This window comes from Saccharopolyspora antiqui, from assembly GCF_052246905.1.
In the GTDB taxonomy this organism is placed as follows: domain Bacteria; phylum Actinomycetota; class Actinomycetes; order Mycobacteriales; family Pseudonocardiaceae; genus Saccharopolyspora.
The window spans coordinates 79,875-98,060 of sequence record NZ_JBQQBO010000006.1 but is presented as its reverse complement, the minus strand read 5'-3'; the positions used below and the strand labels follow the sequence as shown (position 1 = coordinate 98,060).

Annotated in this window: 19 protein-coding genes; 9 read left to right on the top strand and 10 right to left on the bottom strand. The window is 67.7% G+C overall.

What is annotated here, in order from left to right; translation table 11 throughout:
* The first annotated feature begins 66 nt into the window (after positions 1 to 66).
* From ACTWQN_RS12530 to ACTWQN_RS12520, 3 genes are all read left to right on the top strand, one after another.
* Positions 67 to 942: a helix-turn-helix domain-containing protein gene (locus tag ACTWQN_RS12530; protein ID WP_443203590.1), complete on the top strand. Its 876-nt coding sequence runs from the start codon at positions 67 to 69 to the stop codon at positions 940 to 942.
* 279 nt (positions 943 to 1,221) lie between these two features.
* Positions 1,222 to 2,439, top strand: coding sequence for a tetratricopeptide repeat protein (locus ACTWQN_RS12525; RefSeq protein WP_443203589.1), 1,218 nt, complete (start codon positions 1,222 to 1,224; stop codon positions 2,437 to 2,439).
* 220 nt (positions 2,440 to 2,659) lie between these two features.
* Positions 2,660 to 3,049, top strand: a complete 390-nt coding sequence (locus ACTWQN_RS12520; protein ID WP_443203588.1) for a hypothetical protein — start codon at positions 2,660 to 2,662, stop codon at positions 3,047 to 3,049.
* Between the two features lie 31 nt (positions 3,050 to 3,080).
* On the opposite strand, the gene ACTWQN_RS12515 is transcribed toward ACTWQN_RS12520, so the two are convergent.
* Together ACTWQN_RS12515 and ACTWQN_RS12510 are read right to left on the bottom strand one after the other, a co-directional pair.
* Entirely contained in the window at positions 3,081 to 3,725 is a 645-nt protein-coding gene (locus tag ACTWQN_RS12515; protein ID WP_443203587.1) for a VC0807 family protein, read from the bottom strand.
* Positions 3,722 to 4,552 carry an alpha/beta fold hydrolase gene (locus tag ACTWQN_RS12510; protein ID WP_443203586.1) on the bottom strand — a complete coding sequence of 277 codons (831 nt, stop codon included), beginning with the start codon at positions 4,550 to 4,552 and terminating at the stop codon, positions 3,722 to 3,724. The genes ACTWQN_RS12515 and ACTWQN_RS12510 overlap by 4 nt, the downstream gene beginning before the upstream one ends.
* 153 nt (positions 4,553 to 4,705) lie before the next feature.
* Between ACTWQN_RS12510 and ACTWQN_RS12505 the strand changes: the two genes are divergently transcribed.
* Positions 4,706 to 5,317 carry a TetR/AcrR family transcriptional regulator gene (locus ACTWQN_RS12505; protein WP_443203585.1) on the top strand — a complete coding sequence of 204 codons (612 nt, stop codon included), beginning with the start codon at positions 4,706 to 4,708 and terminating at the stop codon, positions 5,315 to 5,317.
* Between the two features lie 162 nt (positions 5,318 to 5,479).
* On the opposite strand, the gene ACTWQN_RS12500 is transcribed toward ACTWQN_RS12505, so the two are convergent.
* Complete coding sequence (locus ACTWQN_RS12500; RefSeq protein ID WP_443203584.1) at positions 5,480 to 7,636, bottom strand: hypothetical protein; 2,157 nt, start codon at positions 7,634 to 7,636, stop codon at positions 5,480 to 5,482.
* Positions 7,637 to 7,975: 339 nt separating this feature from the next.
* Here ACTWQN_RS12500 and ACTWQN_RS12495 point away from each other — a divergent pair, with 339 nt between their 5' ends.
* Positions 7,976 to 8,953, top strand: coding sequence for a phosphotransferase (locus ACTWQN_RS12495; protein ID WP_443203583.1), 978 nt, complete (start codon positions 7,976 to 7,978; stop codon positions 8,951 to 8,953).
* A gap of 243 nt (positions 8,954 to 9,196) precedes the next feature.
* On the opposite strand, the gene ACTWQN_RS12490 is transcribed toward ACTWQN_RS12495, so the two are convergent.
* Positions 9,197 to 10,390 (bottom strand): MFS transporter, encoded by a 1,194-nt coding sequence (locus ACTWQN_RS12490; protein ID WP_443203582.1) that lies wholly within the window; start codon positions 10,388 to 10,390, stop codon positions 9,197 to 9,199.
* A gap of 81 nt (positions 10,391 to 10,471) precedes the next feature.
* On the opposite strand from ACTWQN_RS12490, the gene ACTWQN_RS12485 reads away from it, so the two are divergent.
* On the top strand, positions 10,472 to 10,930 hold the full coding sequence (locus ACTWQN_RS12485) for a winged helix-turn-helix transcriptional regulator (protein WP_443203581.1): 459 nt from the start codon (positions 10,472 to 10,474) through the stop codon (positions 10,928 to 10,930).
* 101 nt (positions 10,931 to 11,031) lie between these two features.
* On the opposite strand, the gene ACTWQN_RS12480 is transcribed toward ACTWQN_RS12485, so the two are convergent.
* Positions 11,032 to 11,667 carry a dihydrofolate reductase family protein gene (locus ACTWQN_RS12480; RefSeq protein ID WP_443203580.1) on the bottom strand — a complete coding sequence of 212 codons (636 nt, stop codon included), beginning with the start codon at positions 11,665 to 11,667 and terminating at the stop codon, positions 11,032 to 11,034.
* A gap of 189 nt (positions 11,668 to 11,856) precedes the next feature.
* Positions 11,857 to 12,123, bottom strand: coding sequence for a helix-turn-helix transcriptional regulator (locus ACTWQN_RS12475; RefSeq protein WP_443203579.1), 267 nt, complete (start codon positions 12,121 to 12,123; stop codon positions 11,857 to 11,859).
* Between the two features lie 84 nt (positions 12,124 to 12,207).
* On the opposite strand from ACTWQN_RS12475, the gene map reads away from it, so the two are divergent.
* Positions 12,208 to 13,002: a type I methionyl aminopeptidase gene (gene map, locus ACTWQN_RS12470; RefSeq protein WP_443203578.1), complete on the top strand. Its 795-nt coding sequence runs from the start codon at positions 12,208 to 12,210 to the stop codon at positions 13,000 to 13,002.
* 232 nt (positions 13,003 to 13,234) lie between these two features.
* On the opposite strand, the gene ACTWQN_RS12465 is transcribed toward map, so the two are convergent.
* Together ACTWQN_RS12465 and ACTWQN_RS12460 are read right to left on the bottom strand one after the other, a co-directional pair.
* Positions 13,235 to 13,843: a transposase gene (locus ACTWQN_RS12465; RefSeq protein WP_443203577.1), complete on the bottom strand. Its 609-nt coding sequence runs from the start codon at positions 13,841 to 13,843 to the stop codon at positions 13,235 to 13,237.
* A gap of 23 nt (positions 13,844 to 13,866) precedes the next feature.
* Positions 13,867 to 14,763 (bottom strand): NAD(P)/FAD-dependent oxidoreductase, encoded by an 897-nt coding sequence (locus ACTWQN_RS12460; protein ID WP_443203576.1) that lies wholly within the window; start codon positions 14,761 to 14,763, stop codon positions 13,867 to 13,869.
* 120 nt (positions 14,764 to 14,883) lie between these two features.
* On the opposite strand from ACTWQN_RS12460, the gene ACTWQN_RS12455 reads away from it, so the two are divergent.
* Positions 14,884 to 15,312 carry a MerR family transcriptional regulator gene (locus ACTWQN_RS12455; protein WP_443203575.1) on the top strand — a complete coding sequence of 143 codons (429 nt, stop codon included), beginning with the start codon at positions 14,884 to 14,886 and terminating at the stop codon, positions 15,310 to 15,312.
* A 161-nt stretch (positions 15,313 to 15,473) separates the two neighbouring features.
* Here ACTWQN_RS12455 and ACTWQN_RS12450 read toward each other — a convergent pair whose 3' ends face one another.
* Complete coding sequence (locus ACTWQN_RS12450) at positions 15,474 to 16,154, bottom strand: TetR/AcrR family transcriptional regulator (protein ID WP_443203574.1); 681 nt, start codon at positions 16,152 to 16,154, stop codon at positions 15,474 to 15,476.
* 65 nt (positions 16,155 to 16,219) lie between these two features.
* Between ACTWQN_RS12450 and ACTWQN_RS12445 the strand changes: the two genes are divergently transcribed.
* Positions 16,220 to 17,329 (top strand): FAD-dependent oxidoreductase, encoded by a 1,110-nt coding sequence (locus ACTWQN_RS12445; protein ID WP_443203573.1) that lies wholly within the window; start codon positions 16,220 to 16,222, stop codon positions 17,327 to 17,329.
* A gap of 148 nt (positions 17,330 to 17,477) precedes the next feature.
* On the opposite strand, the gene ACTWQN_RS12440 is transcribed toward ACTWQN_RS12445, so the two are convergent.
* Positions 17,478 to 18,065, bottom strand: coding sequence for a TetR/AcrR family transcriptional regulator (locus ACTWQN_RS12440; protein WP_443203779.1), 588 nt, complete (start codon positions 18,063 to 18,065; stop codon positions 17,478 to 17,480).
* Positions 18,066 to 18,186 lie beyond the last annotated feature (121 nt).

Sequence of the window (18,186 nt, the reverse complement as noted above, 5' to 3'; positions counted from 1 at the left end):
CCAGCACCCTGTTCGACCGGCGGAACGCCGATCCTGGTACTCGGAGGGCCACGCATACTTGAGCGCATGGACCACATCGAGAGCGGCGATACCAGGCGGGCGCTCGGCAGCTTCCTGCGCGCCCGCCGAGGGCGGGTCGCGCCGGAGCACGTCGGGATCGCCGGTGGCCGTCGCCGCCGGGTGCGCGGGCTGCGCCGCGAGGAGTTGGCCCAGCTCGCCGGGATCAGCGTGGACTACTACGTGCGCCTCGAACAGGGCCGCGCAACCCAGCCGTCCCCTGAAGTGCTCGACGCGCTCGCCGGTGCGCTCCGCCTCGACGTGGCAGAGCGCAGGCACCTCGCCACCCTTGCCGCCGCCAGGCGCGACCCCGCGCCCCGGGCCCGAGTCAGCCCCCTGCTGCAACGGATGCTGCACTCCATGGCCGACTTCCCGGCCTTCGTGACGAACCACCGCCTCGACGCGGTGGCCTGGAACAGCCTGGGCGCCGAGCTGATCGGCGGCCTCGCCGACCAGGGCGGCCGCGACCGCAACAACGCCAGGTACATCTTCCTCGACCTCGCCTCCCGGGTCGTCTACCCCGAATGGGAGGACCGGGCGGCGGAGGCAGTGGGCCAACTGCGGGTATCCGCGGGGCGCTTCCCCGACGACGCGGAACTGGCCGCGCTCATCGCCGAACTGTCGGAGCGCAGCGCCGAGTTCCGGCGGATCTGGGACAGCGGCGAGGTCGTGATGTGCGCGGCGGGGCGCAAGCGGCTGCGGCATCCGGTGGCCGGACTGCTGACCCTGGACTACGAGACGCTGCAAGTACCGGCCGCACCCGGCGAGACGGGCCTTTCACTGCACGTGTTCAGCGCCGGGGAGGGCAGCCGGGAAGCCACCGCCCTCGCCCGCTTGGCCGAGACGGCGACGCAGGTGCCGGACCTCGTCGAAACAGGCTCCTGAGACAGGATCGAGCGAACCTGCGGCCGTGCGGGGACCCACCACCGACGACGTGTCGATCTGGTTGTCCCAGCCGAGATCAATCTCGCGGCATTTCACCGGTCGGTGCCGATGCTCCCGTCGACCTGTCCTGCGGATTCGGCGGCAGCGATGAGCGGGGACCGGTCCCGGACGATCGGGTATACCGTGCGACGAACTGGCGGCAGGACGCGCCGCAAGGGGCCGATCTCGTCCGAATGAGCCCCGGTGGAACGGTTTTCGACGAGACAAAGGGGCCGCAGCGTGGACCCGACCAGCCAGGGCGCCCGGCACGGGGTCCACCGGCACGGGGTCCGTCCGTTCTGCGGGTCGTGCACGGACGAGACCATCGCGTGGGCCGCCCCGGACACGACGACCTTCAACGGGTTCGGTACCCGCTTCTACGGCGCGGCTGACCCCTGCCCGCGGTGCGGCTCCGTCGTCAAGGGGCTGTACCTGTGTCTACTGTGGATACCGGTCTGGCCGATGGGCCGTTTCCGCATCATCACCCTCAGCCGGTCGCTGACCGGCTCACGCGCCCGCTACGTCGGCCGCAGGTTCCCCGTCCGCACCGACAACCCGTACGGCTTCGACAAGAAGAGCGCCGCACTCCTGGCGCAGGCGGAGGCCGAAATCGAGGAGGCTGAGAAGTCCCGGCCCGAACCGCCGCCGTCGCAGCTGGCCGACCACCCCGAGCTGCGCGGCCACCGCTACCAAGAGGCCGAGGCCTACTGGGAGTCCGGCTGCACCGACGAAGCTCTCCCGATCTACGAGGAGGTGCTCGCCGCGCACGAGGCGGTACTGCCCGCTGACGACACCGCGACGCTCCAGCTGCGCCAGCGCGTGGCGGAGGCGTACCTGGCGGTCGGGCTGCCGGTCAAGGCGCTGGCACTGCTCAAGCAGACCACCGCCCATCTCGTCCGAGTGCTGGGTCCGTACCACCCGGACACCCGCCGGGCGCTCGACGACCTGACCAACGCGAGCAGCCAGTTGGGCTTGTCCGACGAGCAATCCGAGGCGCTCGCGAAAGAGCTGACCGCGTTGGACCGCACCGTGGGACCGGACCACCCGACTGCCCTGCGCACGGCGTGCGCCCTGGGCGAGACCCAGACGAGCGCGATATGGGCGCTCGACTTGCTGCAGGAAGCACTGGACCGGTCCGAACGGGTGCTCGGTACCGATCACCCGGACACCCGTCACGTACGGCGGCGGCTGATCGAGGCCTGCGAAACCGCGGAGTTCCGCGGCGAGCCGGACGAGGTGCGGGCGGCGGTGCTGACGCGCGAACACGTGCACGGTCCGGACGCTCCGGAAACGCTGAAGGCGATGCGCCGTCTGGCCCAGCTCTACGCGTCGTCGCGCAGGCGCAGGGGTGAGGCGGTGGATCTGCTCCAGGACGCGCTGGAGCGGTGCGAACGCGCCCTGAGCCCGGACGACCCGCTGACGGCCGACGTTCGGCGGCAGCTGGACGAGCTGAGCTGACGCCGAGTTGCAGCGGCCTCGGGGCCAGAGATTTCGTGGTGGCAATCAGGCGGCTGCCAGGCTTCCGCCATTTGTGGACGGTCCACATCGGACGATCTCATCCCTCGGAATGACGCTGGCTAGCCCCATCGATCTATGCGTCTTCATGTTCCAGGACGATGCACCCGGATTGATCTCTTCCTAGTGTCTGGTGCGTAGCTCGCACAGAGGAGAGAGTCGCATGAAGGTCAGGATCGTGTTAGGTGTCACCGCCCTCCTCGGGGCGCTCGTGAGCACTTCGGCGTGTTCGAACCCCACCGGTAAGTCCTGGGCCATCACCTACGAGGTGAGCGACCAGGGCGGCGGCACGCTGTCCGAGGTCAGCTACGCGGATTCGCCCGACCGCTACGTGGACGAGGTCACCCAGCACGCGGTGCCCGGCCCGGTCGGCGCGCCTTGGAAGCAGGAAGTGGTGGTCAGTGCCGGTCAGAAGGCCGAGGTGACCGCCAAACCGACCGGGGACCTCACCCTGACCTGCCGGATCCTGCTGGACGGCGAGAAGGAGCTCGCCAGTGCCACCGCACCGGCCCCGGGGGAGCCGGTGACCTGCGAGAAGCTGACGGACTCGTGAGCGCTGACTGCCACGCCGATCCGCGGTGGCGTCAGTCGAAGATCAGTTCCCGGTTACCGGGCCGTCGGAGGTGGATCTGGCTGATCACTTGCAGGATGACCAGCAGGATGAGCCACTGTGCGGCGCTCAGAGCGGGTACGACGTCGATGGGCAGGGTGTAGGCGAGCACTACCCGCAGCAGGGCGTCGGTGAGCAAGCCGACTCCCCAGAGGACGGTCAACACGCGCCAGATGCGCCGGAACTGTGCGGACTCGTCCCACCGCCGATCCCAGCCGTCGGCGTCGTGCCCGGCGCGGGAGATCGTCATCCGGCCGATCGAGAACATCGCTGGCCGAACGGAGGCGGTGGTCGCCAGCACGACCAGACCGAGTGCAGCTGTGATACCGCCGTCCTTGGCCAGCAGGAAACGCGGGCTGCCGGACAGCAGCGAGGTCGCCGAGCTCGCCACGATCAGCACCAAGACCAGCACGGCGAACCACTCCACTCGCCGACGGCGCACCAGCGAGATCACGGCACGGGTAGCCGGTACGGCGGCACCGAGCAGCAGCGCCAGCCACGGGGCGACGCCGAGGGCACGCAACCCGTAATAGAGCGCGACCGGCGCCGCCAGATCCGCCAGCAGCACTGCGCCCATTTCGCGATACCGGTTGTCGCGTGCGGGGTCCGTCCGGGTCATCCGGTGACCCCGGCACGCATGCGGTCGACCCGGTCGGCGAAGGCCAGCAGGCGGGTATTGGTGGCCTCGGCTTGCTCGCCGGGCAGGGCGTGCGATGCCTCCGGCCACACCTCAGCGCGCACGTCGGACAGGAAGGTCTCCGCCCGCCGCCGGGCGCGCTGCGCATCCAGCATCGTGCTCCGGCCCCCGAGTATCGCCAGCACCGGGACCCGCACCGCGCGCAGGGTGTCCGGGCTCGGATACGTCGGTGGCGGCAACGCCGCCGAGTACTCCCGCATGGCGACGTCGATCAAATCGGCAACCGGATCATCGTGATCGACAGTTGTCCCCCCGGCCACGGAATTGAGGAAACGCTTGCGCAACCACGCAGGCGCGAAGGGGGCGGCGCCAATCGACCGCACGACGGTGCCCAGCGGGATGCGGTCGAGCGTGTGCGCTGGGTCGAGCAGCGACAGCGAGGCCAGGCCCGCAGGCGTCTGCGCGGCGAGGGTGAGCGCGAGCCAGCCTCCGATCGAGGTACCGATCACATGCAGCGGGCCGGTGTCCAGCGCGTCCAGCGTCGCGCGTAGCCACCTGACCTGATCCGCGGTGCTGCGAATCGGCACGACCTGCACGCTGCGCCCGGGCTCGCCCAGCAGGTCCAGTGCATAGACGGTTCGGCGCGCGGACAGGGCCGCGAGGTTGGGTGCCCACATCGCGGCTGGCGCGGTCTTCCCCGGCAGCAGCACGAGCGGCGCTCCTCCGGCGGTGCCGAACCGCAACACGCGCACGGTCCCGAACGGCGTGTCCACATCACGCACCTCGGCCGGGGTGGGCACCACCTCCATCGCCCGGTCATAGGCACTCAGGAACCGGGCACGCCCCGCAGGGCTGGTGAAATGGCCGACTCGCACAACATCCCCCTTTTACAATCCGATCGGATTGTAAAAGGCTCGGTAGATTGATGGCAAGCCGAACGGATTGCAAAGGAGACGGAGCACGTGCCCAAGCTGGTCGATGCCGCCCTGCGGCGCCGTGAGATTGCTGAGGCGTTGTGGCGCATCGCCTCCCAGGAGGGCCTCGAAGCAGTCAGCCTCAGCCGGGTCGCGCAGGAAGCCAGGGTCTCCAAAGGGCTGGTGCAGCACTACTTCTCCAGCCGAGCGGAAATGCTCACGTTCACCCAGGAGCACCTGCGGGACTACCTGGACACCCGGCTGCGTGACCGGCTTACGGCCATCCAGCCGACCGGCCCGTTCGAGAGTGTGCGCGAACTGGCCGCCGCGCTCCTGCCGGTGGACCAGGACGGCCGCACCGCGGCCCTGGTTGGCAGCGCGTTCTTCGTCCGATCCCTGTCCCAACCGGACACCGCGGAGAAGTTCCGGCAGGGACAGGCGGAGGTACTCCGGTTGCTGTCCGACCTGCTCGCCCAAGCTCAGGATGCCGGTGAACTCCGCGCCGACCTCGACGCGGAACGCGAGGCGGAAATCCTGCTCGCCGTGATCGGCGGAATCGGCGACTCCCTGCTCCTCGGGCAACACACCTCGGAGACCGCGCAAGCGGTCCTCGATTACCACTTCGACCGCCTCGCGCCTCCTCCAGCCGAAGACGGGTGACCGACGGGCCTCGTGCTCAATATCGCCGTTGTCGTCGCAGTCGAGTAGGCGCCACAGCGTGTTGTGCTCAAATCAGTGCGGAAACCACAACCGGCAAATCCGCGAAATCTTGCGTGTTCGACGCCTTGATCGGCGAATTCGTGGTGGCGCCCCAGTGCTGGGCTATCGGTCCGTCTGCTGGACGTAGTGAAAGTGGTCGTGGGCCAGGCGGCGCAGGTCTCGCAGCATGGGGCGGACGATCCCCGAGCTCGGCTGCTGCGAGTTGATCGGCGCCGAGGTGGTTTCCTGGGCGCGCAGGAGCCGGTAGCCGAGCGAGCTGGCGTGCCGGTACTCGGCGGTTCCCAGCAACACAGTGGTGATCAGCCCGAAGATGTTCAGCACGAGCCACAACGGGATCGGGACGTTGTTGTTGCTGATGGTGGCGATCTCCTCGATGCTGATCGACACCGCGAACACGGTGGCCGCGACCGGCGCGAGCAGCGGATTGACCTCGCTCATCCACAAACAGCTGCGGATGGCCCAGTAGAACGTGCACACCAGGAACGGCACGCACCACAGCAACGCGACGACGCCCAGCGGAACCAGCGGCAGCGCCAGCAGTCCGACCGGCCCGGCGGCGACCGAAGCGATCACCGCGAACACGATGCCGCCGATGATCCCGAGCGGCAGTGGAATGGCCACGAACAACCCGAGCGCGCCACGCTTGACCATCCGCATGAACCCGTCCCACAGCTGCAGGCCGTACCCGTTCTGCCGCGCATCGAGTGCCATCAGGATCGCCAAAGGTGCTATCAACAGCGCGAGCCCGATGGTGGACAACCCCTTCTGCGCCAGGTTCCAGGCCAGCCCCCACTCGCCCTGGAATCGGATGGTGGTGAGCACGACCACGGCCAGCCCGGCCACGGTGCGCCAAAAACCGAGGCGGTCCAGCAACCAGTCCCGCTGAGACGCACCGACCTCGGGCTTGAACAGGAATCGGGCGGTCAACCACGGGAAAACCACGATCGCGAGCACTCCCGCGGCTGTCGGCCCCGGTCCCGCAGAATCCCGGCGTGCACTCCGCTTCCGCTGCACGGACCGGACGATTGGGCGGACCGGCTTCGCGATCCAGCGCCCCGCGGCCGCGAAAAACGCCGCAACAGGCCTGAAGACCGTCGCCACCGTGTTGCCGACGGCTGCCGCGATCCCGCGCACCCGACCCCAACGTCGCAGCGGAACGTCAACCGCGGCAACGGTTTTCGGGAACGCCTCGGCCCGGATCCAGAATGGCCGCCGCCGGGCGGGATCCCGGAGCCCGCGCGGCAACGCCGGAGCCTCGGACAACACAACACCGCTGTCCGCCACGGCCACTCCCGGCACCGGTTGCGGCCCGCCGCGGAACCGGAAGCCAACCACCCGCGCCCGCCGGAATTCGAAAACCGCGAGCACCAGCGTCCCGACAACTCCGCAGCCGATCAGCACGAACCACCAGGGCAACGGCAGGCCCTTCGAGTCGAGCTCGACCATCTCCTGGCCGGTGATCAGCAGCATCAGCAATGTCGAACCGATCGGCCCGAGCAACGAGTGGATCTCGCCCAGCCACAGCCCGGACCGCGCACCCCAGTACACGGCGCAGCAGCCGAACAGCGGAAACCAGCCGTACACGACCAGCACCCCGAGGCTGTAGGTGAGCGCGTTGTCATCACCGGTCGGCTCGACTCCGGCGCCGATGGGCCAAAGCACCAGCAACGACAACGCGATGCAGAACACACCGAGCAGCAGCCGCCACAGCCGCAGCGCACCCGGCAGCAACTTGGTTCGATGGCCGGAGCGGGTCACCGCGAGCAGCACGACGAACAGCACCGGAGCCAGCAGTGCGGCAGGCAACCAGATGTGCGTCAAGGTGTCCCACGAGCCGGGGAGGGTTTCCCACGGCTGCCGGAAGTTGACGGTCGCCAGCGCCACCGCCAGCACGGCGAGCACCGCGCGCCAGGACGCGAGCAGCGTCAGCTTCCGGTCCCGGAGCCGTTCACCGGTCTTCGGCTTGAGCAGGAACCGCGCCGCCATCCACGGCACGACCACGGTCAGGAAAACCCGCTTGGCCTGGTCCCTCCAGGCCTTCCGTTGGAAGAAGTACGGATGCGGCAGCGGATACGGCCCTGCTGGATATGCGCTGGGCTGCGGTGAGTAAGGCCGCGCTGGCTGTTGCGGATGTGCCTGCAACCGCGCTGGATAAGGCTGCGGCGGATATGCCTGAGCCGAGTGCGGCTGAATCTGCGACCGCGCCGTCTGCATCGGGCGCGGCTGCTGCCCGCCCGGCTGGTACTGCTGCGCTGACATGTGCCCCCATGCATCGCCGGACCGGAAACGCCGATCTTGGCAGACTCGACATTACTCGTGAACAGCCGAAGATCGCGTTCACCAAACCAAACGACCAGCGACATGTTGATCTTGTTTGACCTGTGGGTTTGTTGTTGTCCCACTGGCTGGCCACCGTGGTTCCGGCTCACTTCGGTGGCATTTCTTCATGAGCAGGACGAGCGGCCTGTTGCGATTCCGCACCGGGTAGCCGCCCGGCCGAGGGCGTCAGTACATGCCCGGTGCCGACAGGTCGCGCAGCGGGCGGCGCGTCAACGCGCGGTATGCGGCATGAGGGCGTGTGGTCAGTACGGTGTGCTGGTGAGCGAACCGCGGGGGCACCTCGAAAGGCGCGAGCTGCTTGCTGTTGCGCGGACGGCGTTTGCCGGGCGTGAGCTGATCTCGGTCCAACGGTTGCGCGGCGGCACCAAGAAAGGCGTCTACCGGCTGCTCTTGGACGACCACACGACAAGCATCGCCTACGTCTGGAACGCCGACGAGGACTACTGGCCAACCAAACCTGATCAGGACCCAGGCGGACCGTTTGGCCACGCGAGCGGTCTTGGCCTGTTCACCGCCGCCCACACCGTGCTGTCCGAGATCGGGATCAGGGTCCCTCGGCTGATCATGCTCGACGCGAGTGGAGACCTGGTCTCGGGCGAGGTCGCCGTGCTTGAGGACGTCCGCGGCGGCACGGTTGAAGATCTCTGGGAACGCGACCCGCAACGCGCCGAACCGGTGCTGGCACGTCTCGGAGCGGCTGTCCAGGCGATGCACCACCACCGCAACGACTGGTACGGCCGCCCAGGCGCCAACGGCGCAACGGACATCGCCCCAGTCGAGCACATCGTGTTGCACCGCGCACTGGACCACCTGAGCGCATCCGCAGCCCGTCTCGACCGGATTGCGGCCGTCGAGCAGCGCGTCGCCGACACGTTAACGGAGCGGTACGCCGCTGTGGCACCACGCAGGGAGTACGGCCTCATCCACGGCGAACTGGGGCCCGACCACGTCCTCGTCGATGATCAGCACGAGCCGGTGCTCATCGACATCGAGGGGGTCATGTTCTTCGATGTCGAGTGGGAACATGCCTTTCTGGAGCTTCGTTTCGGCGACAGCTACCGCCATCTCAGTGCCGACGACCTGGACGGCGATCGGCTGCGCTTCTACCGACTCGCCATGTACTTGTCGCTTGTTGCGGGACCGTTGGACCTGCTCGACGGCGACTTCCCGCATCGAGCGGCAATGCAAGACATCGTGGAACAGAACGTCGGCCGCACGCTGGCCGAGCTTTCCTGATCTCGTCGGTCGCGTCCCGCCACCCCGTTCGATCTTTGGTGGCCGGTTCTGGCGCCGAATGCAGGGTCTCGAACTCCGCGACATCTTGATCTTGTTTGAGGGACCCGGCCTGGCCGGGGCTGGCGGCGGAGGCGATCACGGAGCTGGCGGAGACGTCGCCAGGGCGGCCGCGAGCCGATGCCCGCCAGCCAACGCTGGGCGCGTCGGCGATCAGCTCGGCTTCGGCAAACGGGTCAGGTGAGGTCATCGCGTGCCTGCTTTCTCGGATCGGAGGTTCGCGCTATCGAGAGGTAGTCGCCTGTCGGCCGCCCAGACAGCCAGCGCGCAGGCCGCGAATCCGGCTCCGAGGAGACTGGCGCCCGCCCAGCCGTGGGCGGTGAAGATGGCGGTGGTTGCGACTGCGCCGAGGGCGGAGCCGAGCGAGTAGAAGACCATGTAGCTGCCGATGACGCTGCTGGTGCGATCCGGATGCGCGGCGGTGAGCAGGTGCTGGTTGCTCACATGCACGGCCTGGACCGCGAAGTCGAGAACCACGATTCCGACGATGAGGGGCCACAGTGACCACGGCAGCTGCGCGATCGCTGCCCACGAGAGGATGAGCAGGGTGAGCGCGAGACCGGTGACCGGGGCCGCCCGTCCTGCATCCGCCCACCGTCCCGCGCGTGCCGCGCCGAGTGCGCCGGCGAGTCCGGCGATGCCGAACAGTCCGATCTGGCTCTCGCTCAGCTGCCACGGCGTGTCCGCCAGCGGCAGGGACAGTCCGCTCCACAGGGTTCCGAACGATGCGAACAAGAAGAACGCGATTAGCCCGCGCGTCAGGAAGATGCGCTGCCCGAACAGTCCGCCGAGTGAGACGACGGCCCGCCTGTACCCCGCAGGTCGGTTGGGGCGCTCCTCTGACGGCAGTACGACGAGGACGAGGGCCGCGAGCCCGAGTGACAGCACCGCGAGCACGGCATAGACGCTCCGCCAGCCCCACACCTCGGCGAGCGTGCCGGTGACGACCCGCGCGCCCAGGATGCCGACCACAACGCCCGAGGTCACGACACCGATGTTCCGCCCGCGTTCGGCAGGCAGCGAGACCGACGCGGCGTAAGCCACCGTGGTCTGCACCACGACCGCGAACACCCCAGCCGCCGCGAGCCCCACGAACGCCACCCATGCGGCTGACGCCGAGGCCGTCAGGATCATGCCCACTGCGGTGAGCGCCAGATGCACGGCGATGAGTCGGCGCCTGTCGACCACATCGCCAAGCGGCACCAGCAGCACCAGCCCTGCCAGATAGCCGACCTGGCCGGTCGCGACGATCCACCCGGTGAGTTCTGCCGACACACCGAGATCGCGTCCCATCGGCTCCAGAACCGGCTGCGCGGCATAGATGCTCGCCACAGCGACACCACACACCACCGCGAGCAGCAACCGCCGCCACATGTCCATCGAATCCCAATCAGTAGCAGATTGCAACCGATTTGACCGTACGGCATAATGGTTTCAATCCGCAACTCATCGGGAGGTGTCATGTCGCGCACCACCACGCGCGCCCCGAACCCCGACTGGACCGACCCTGCCTGCCCCGTCGCCCGCACGCTCGACCTCGTCGGCGACAGGTGGAGCCTTCTCGTCATCCGCGACGCGATGGACGGGGCACGATCGTTCACCGAGTTCCACCGACGCACCGGCATCGCCCGCAACATCCTCACCGACCGCATCCGCAAGCTCACCGCTCACGGGCTCCTCGCCCAGCGCACCGCGCCATCGGGCCGCCGCCAGGAATACGTGCTCACCGACGCCGGCCGCGACCTCTTCCCAGTCATCCTCACCCTGCGACAGTGGGGAGAACGCCACGCCTTCGCCCCCGGCGAGACCCACTCCACCCTTGTCGACCAGCACGGCACCCCGGTGCCGGAAATCGCAGCGACCAGCGCCGACGGCACCCTCCTCGACGCCGACACCACCCACGTGCGGAAGACCCGATAGAAAGCAGACCCTCGGCTGCCGAGATTGAGACCCTAAGAAGCAACCTGGCGCACCTGGCTGTACTACGACTGGCACGAGCAGCCGATGGCGGCCTAGTCAGGTCACTTCACCACGCGGTACTTCAGGTGCGTCACGCCCGGTGCCTCGACCACCCGCACCTGCTCCAGGTTGAACTGCGGCGACAGGTTGTCCAGCAGGCGCGCGCCGCCGCCGAGGATGACCGGCACCACGTGCAGCTCCAGCTCATCGAGCAACCCCTCGGCCAGGTACTGGTTGATCGTGTGGGCGCCGCCGTGGATCATGACGTCCTTGTCCCCGGCGGCCTCGCACGCCTGGTCGTAGGCCGACTTGATCCCGTCGGTGACGAAGACGAACGTGGTGTCCGACAGGGTCACCGGCTTACGCGGGTGGTGGGTGAGCACGAACGTCGGGACGTGGAACGGCGGATCCTCGCCCCACCAACCGGTCCACGACTGCTCCCACGGCCCGGTGCCGCCGCCGAACATGTTGCGGCCCATGATCCCGGCGCCGACGTTGGCCTGCCGTTCGTCCATGACCTGGGTACTGGCGTTGACCTCGCCGCCCTCCATGCCGTGCGCCCCGCGCCAGGCCGCAAGCCCGACCGCCCAGTCGTGCAGGCCCTCCCCACCCTCGCCGAGCGGGCTCTCCAAACTCTGGTTGGGCCCGGCCACGTACCCATCGACGGAAACCGAGATGTCGGCGCGAACCTTGCTCATCATTCCTCCGGTGTCAGCTGTGCTGGCTGTCGCGAGGTAGACAGGCGCGCCTCGGAAAACTCATCGGTTCGATCGAAACCTCACGCCCACCAGAAGATCCAGAGCGTACCGCCGGTGAGCACGGCCGAGTCTCATCTCCGCTTCACAACTGAAGCGGAGCTGAAGTGGGTTGGCAGGCGGAGGCAGCTGTCACGACGCCGCCTCAAGCCGCGGGCCATTGCGCCATGCGGCGGCCAGGTCTTGTATCGGCAGGTCGAGTACCTCGCTGAGGCAGGCGATCGTGCCGAACGCGGGGGTCGGGAGCCGACCGGTCTCGATCTTGCGCAACGTCTCCGGCGACATGCCGGCCGCGTGCGCCACGTCACCGAGATCGCGGTCTGCTCGCGCTTCACGCAGCAGCCTGCCGAGACGCCTGCCGGCCTCGATCTGTTCGGGCGTGAGCGGATTGCGAACCACAGCGCCAGCGTACGACTGGTATTTTAATACCCGCAAGTGGTACGTTGGTATTATTATACCAACGTACGACGTATGAAGGTGCCCATGATCGAGTTGAAGTCGCTCGCAGAGATCGAACGGATGCACACCACCGGGCAGTTCGTCGCCCAGATCCTGTCCGAGCTCAGCGAACTAGCCGACGTGGGCGTCAACCTCCTCGACCTGGAACACCACGTCCGCAGCAGGATCCGCCAACGCGGGGCGCGATCCTGCTATTGGGACTACGCCCCGTCCTTCGGCAACGGCCCGTTCCGCAACGTCATCTGCCTGTCGGTCAACGACGCGGTGCTCCACGGACTGCCCCACGACTACGCACTGCGCGACGGGGACATCCTCAGCATGGACCTCGCGGTCGGGATCGACGGCTGGATCGCGGACGCCGCCCGCACCGTCATCGTGGGCACGCCAGCCGACGATGACCTGCGACTCCTCCGCGCGACCGAAGAAGCGCTCGCCGTCGGCATCGAGGCCGCGAGGCCAGGCAACCGGCTGGGCGATATCTCAGCGGCGATCGAGGCGGTCGCCACCGACTACGGCTACCCGATCAATACGGAATTCGGCGGCCACGGGCTCGGACGGACGATGCACGAGGATCCCCATGTCCCCAACAAGGGCCGCGCCGGCCGTGGCCTCAAGCTCCGAGCGGGCATGACCCTGGCACTCGAACCCTGGTTCGCTCGCACCACCGACCGGATCGTCTTTGACCCCGATGGCTGGACCATCCGCTCGGCCGACGGCTCGCGCACCGCCCACTCCGAGCACACGATCGCGATCACCGAAGACGGCCCCCTGGTGCTCACCCAACGCCTGCCACACCACGCGGACTCGGCCTCGGCGTGAGCTCGGCCGAGGGGGCCGGTCCGCGACACAGCGAGACTCTGCGAGATCCACCGAGAACGGACACCGGCCCTGGGTCGTTGTCTCAATCGCACTTCATAACTGAAATTGAGATGAAGTCGGCCGTGAGAAAATGCAGCCAATTTTGAGACCCTACAGAAATGTAGGGTCTCACCGCTGATGACATATTGATCTTGTTTGACCTGCGGATTCTCAGTCGTCTCAGAGCCTGTTCTTAAACTCGGGTGAGGCGTTTGCTGGTGGTGTGGATCATGGCCCAGCGGACCATGGCTTCGTGGTGTTCGGGGAGTCGTTCGTAGTCGCGGACGCAACGACGGTGCCTGTTGATCCAGGCCAAGGTTCGTTCGACGACCCACCTGCGGTGCAGGACGACGAAGCCGGTTTGACCTGCGGGTTTGGTCACGATCTCGATCGTGATGCCGAACAGGGCTTTGGCCCAGTCGATCAGGGTGCCGGTGTAGCCGGAACCGGCCCACAGGTGCCGGATACTCGGGCAGATGTACTTCACGCGGGCCAGCGGGTTACGGGCGGCGACGCGGTCCTGGACGCCCGCACTGGTGACCAGCACACAGATCAGCAGACCGAGAGTGTCGACGGCGATGTGGCGTTTACGTCCGTTGATCTTCTTGCCCGCGTCGAAACCACGACTGGCCGCGGGTACGGTTTCGGCGGCTTTGACTGAGGCGGAGTCGATACTCCCGGCACTGGGTGCGGCGTTGCGGCCCTCGGCCAGACGGACACGGTCACGCAGCCCGTCGAGCAGGTCCTGTGAAATGCCGTGTTGAGGGCACTTTCGCAGGCTTGCAGCCGGGATCGCTCCCACGTGGCTCCAGTCGCTGGGAGCGCTCAAAGCTTTGAAGCACGCGCCAGGTCGGATTCGATGAGGAAATCGTTCACCCAAGGGCCTACTCGGGTTCCATCCGCGAGTGCGTGCGCTAGGTGTCCGATGGGATCGCTGGCGTTGCCGATCGCCCAGACTCCCGGCCGGCTGGTGTGCCCGTTGGCGTCGACGGTGGCGAACCCGTCGGCATCCACCTCGCACAGCCGCGACGGTAGGTCTGACGCCGCGCGCAGAGGGGTCGACGCGTACACCGCGTCGCAAGGGATTCGTCGACCCTGCGCTGTCACGACGCCAGTGAGGCGACCGGCGTCGAGGTCGAGAGCTGCCACGTCATCGGAGACGATCTCGACGCCGAGGTGCTGCAGCCGTTCGCGCGTACGTGAGTCGAAGTCGAAGGTGGTGACAGCGGTGACCGATCGCGACCAGGCGGTGAGGAACTTGGCGGACTGAGCGAGCCGCTCGCCGATGCCGAACGCGACGAGTCGCTTGTCGCGGTCCTCGTAGCCGCCGAAGCACGGACAGACCTGGGCATCTTCGCCCCAGATTTCCTGCAGACCGGGCACGGAGGGAACGACGTCGATGAGTCCGGTGGCGAAGATGATCGCCCTGGCATCGACGACTCCTTGTTCGGACCGCACGTGGAAGTGGCCGCCGTCGCTGGGTTCGACATCGAGGACTCGCTCTCGGCGGATCTGCCCGCCGTGTCGTTGGATTTCGTGCTGGCCGCGCTCCAGGAACTCGGCCGGGGTCATGCCGTCGTGGCCGAGGAGCTCGTGGATGTGACGTACCGCGTCGATGCGCTTTGGCCCTCCGTCGAAGACGACGACGCGGCGGCGGGCGCGGGCGAGGAAGATCGCTGCGCTCAGCCCTGCCGCGCCGGCGCCCACGACGACGACATCCACCCACTCGCGGCTGGACTCCTCCAGTGACTGACCTGACATGGCTTCTGAGCTCCAAGCTGTGCTGGCGGTCGGGCTGGCGAGTGGCTGATCGCCTATTCGTCCACCTCGACCGGACTTGCGTTGCAGCCGATCATGCGACTTCATGTCGACATGAGGTCAAGCGATGGATCCCTTTCGATCGGCGAGGTCGCTGCTCGTTTCGGAATCGGCACGCACGTGCTGCGCCATTGGGAGGACATAGGGCTGTTGGAACCCCGCCGGGATAGCGCCGGGCGGCGACAGTTCGACGACGCCGACGTGATCCGGGTCGCGGTCATCGTCCGCAGCAAGAACGCCGGAATGAGCCTCCCGCAAGTGCGGGCACTAGTCGATGGTGAGGTTGCCGACCGGCGCGAGGTACTCGTCGCCCATCTCCAGCAGCTGGACATGCGGATGGCCGAGATGGCACGCCACCGGGAGATGACGGTGCACGCGCTGGAGTGTCGCGCCCACGACATCATGGCGTGTCCGCGCTTCGCTGCCAGCGTGAGCGACCTGTTGACCTATTGATCTTGTTTGACCTGCGGATTCTCAGTCATCTCACGGGGATGTCATCCGCGGCCAGTCTCAGTTCCGTGGCATTTCTTCAGTTTGGTGAGGTTGCGTCGTCTCAACGCGTCAGCGCCGAGCTGGTACCACGGGCGGCGCTCGTTCGGTCCCTCGGCCGCGCGTCAGCTTGAGATGCGGGCTTCGATGCCGTCGAGGAGGAAGTCGAGGCCGGTCCGGAAGGTTTGGTCGGCGTCCAGGTGGGGGCCATCGCGTACGACCGTGGCCAGCGCGGGGAATCGGCCAGTTGCGAAGGTCCGCTGCAGATAAGGCCCGAAGGTGGACTGCCACTGCTTCTTGTCCATCCCGCTGGCCCGCTCGGCGCGCCGCTCGGTGATCTCGCGGCGCACCGCGCCGATCACGTACGCATTGACCGCGGCGACCGCCGGCACGACAGTGTCCAGGTCGACGCCGCCCATCGCGGCCAGCACGGCCTCTCCGCTGGCCAGCGTGTTCGGCCCGAGCTGGGGCCGCCCGCCGAGCAGGTCGGCGAGCCATTCGTGCTGGTGGGCGGCCTGTCGGGTGGTTTCGGCAAGGGAGCGCAGCACCTCTCGCCAACCGTCTCCGGCTGGCCGGATCTCGGCGTGGACTGCATCGACCATCAGGTCGAGCAACTCCTCCTTGGTGGCGATGTAGCCGTACAGCCGCATCGGGCCGACGTCCAGCGCGGCGGCGACCTTGCGCAGCGACACCGCGTCCAGGCCGTCCGCATCGGCGAGTTGGATCGCCGCTTGGACGATCCGCTCCCGGCTCAGCGGGGCCGGCACCGGTCGATCCGGCGGCTCCGGCCGCTCCCACACCAACATGCCGACGACAATACAGCGCTGGGTGTGATACAGTGTATTGACTGATACGGTGAATCGAGGTGACTATGACCATTGCCATTGTCGGAGCCGGTTTGGGTGGCTTGGCCCTTGCCCGAGTGCTGCACGTGAACGACATCGACGCCGTGGTGTACGAACGTGAATCGTCGCGTGGTGCGCGCGGTCAGGGCGGCATGCTCGACATCCACTCCGGGCAGCGGGCGCTGCGCGAGGCCGGTCTGATTGACCAGTTCTACGCGATTGCCCGTGGTGAGGGCCAGGACATGCGACTTCTGGAGCCGGACGGCACCCTGCTGCTGCAGGAGGACACACCCGAGGGCGCCCCGCTTGAGCGACCCGAGGTGGACCGTGCCGATCTGCGCAACCTGCTGCTGGACTCTCTTCCTGAACACGCGGTGCGTTGGGGGCACGCGTTTGAGTCCGCTGACAACGGCGTGCTGCGCTTCGCCGACGGCAGCAGTGCGACGTATGACCTGCTGGTCGGCGCCGACGGCGCGCAGTCCCGGGTCCGCGCGCTGCTCACCGACGCCCGTCCGGCGCATATCGGCCAGAACGTCGTCGAGGTCGGCATTCCCGACATCGACCGCACCCACCCCGACCTCGCGGCGATGGTGGGGCGCGGCAACTACTGGGTGCTCGGCAACGGAAAATCGTTGGCGGCGCAGCGCAACGGCGACGGCCGCGTTCGCATCGGCCTCAGCTTCTACAACACCGCCGAGGACTGGTTCGCCACCAGCGGGATCCCGTTCGACGACCCAGCCGCCGCCCGGGCGCGGCTGATCGACCTGTTCACCGGCTGGGACTCACGGTTCACCGCACTGATCGCAGCCTGCGACGACACGGTCCTGCCCCGGTCGATCACCACTCTCCCGGTCGGCCTGACCTGGCCGTCGACGCCAGGCGTCACGCTGCTCGGCGATGCCGCGCACCTGATGCCGCCGGTGGGGGAGGGTGCCAACATGGCGCTGCTCGACGGCGCCCTGCTCGGCCTCGCGCTGGCCGCGCACCCGGACGACTTTCCCGCCGCCGTCAAAGAATACGAACGCGAGATGTTCGAACGCACCAGCGCCGCCGCCCGGATGTCCGCGGACATGCAGGAATTGCTGATGTCGCCGGACGCCAGCCGAAAAATGCTCGCATTCTTCCAACCGGGCTGAGATGTCACCGAATACGGCGCGGGCAACGAGCTTCCCTTCCGCCAGCCGGTGAGCAGCAGAGCGACCAGAGATACACCACGCACGCATCAAGATCAGTCTCAGGTTCATGACATTTCGTCGGGTCGGCCCCGGCCTGACTTCGTCCTGATTACCGTGTGGCGCCGGCCAGGACCGTGGTCACGACTTTCCGCACGGCCGCGGGCTCTGGTGGGGTGTCCTTCTGCTCGGTGAACAGCAGGTGCGCGGCACCGATCAATGTGGGCGCGAGCGTGTCGATGTCGGCGTCGGGTGCGATCCGGCCAAGGTCGCGCTCGGCCGTCAGGTACCCGGCGATCATGGCTGTGCCCTCGCCGACGAGCGGGAATCGGGCGGTGCCGGCCGCGCGCAGCCGCCCGCGCAGCTCGTCCCGGGCGATGATGAGCACCACGATCGCCACCATGACCGGATCGAAGCTGGCCATCAGAGCGCCGGTCAGATTATCCGCGACGACACCAGTCCCGGCCGCGTCCCGGAGGGCGGTGGCGTGGGCCTTGACCTGCGCGATGCGGTCCAGCACCAGCTCGGTGAGGAAGGCGTCAAAGTCGGCGAAGTGCCGATGTAGGACCCCTTTGGCGACGCCCGCCTCGGTGGTGACCGCTCGGCTGTTCAGACCGGTCACCCCATCCCGGACGAGGACTCGCTCGGCAGCGTCGAAGAGCTGCTGGCGCGGGTCACGCAGCGCCACGCCAGTCGGCACCGCACATCCCTTCCTTTCACCAAAAGCGAACGCCGTCACCCTAGTGGGCGCATGCCCATTAGAGTGGGCACATGACCACTATACCGCCGCCAGCCACGCCGGAACCGCACCAGCACCGTCG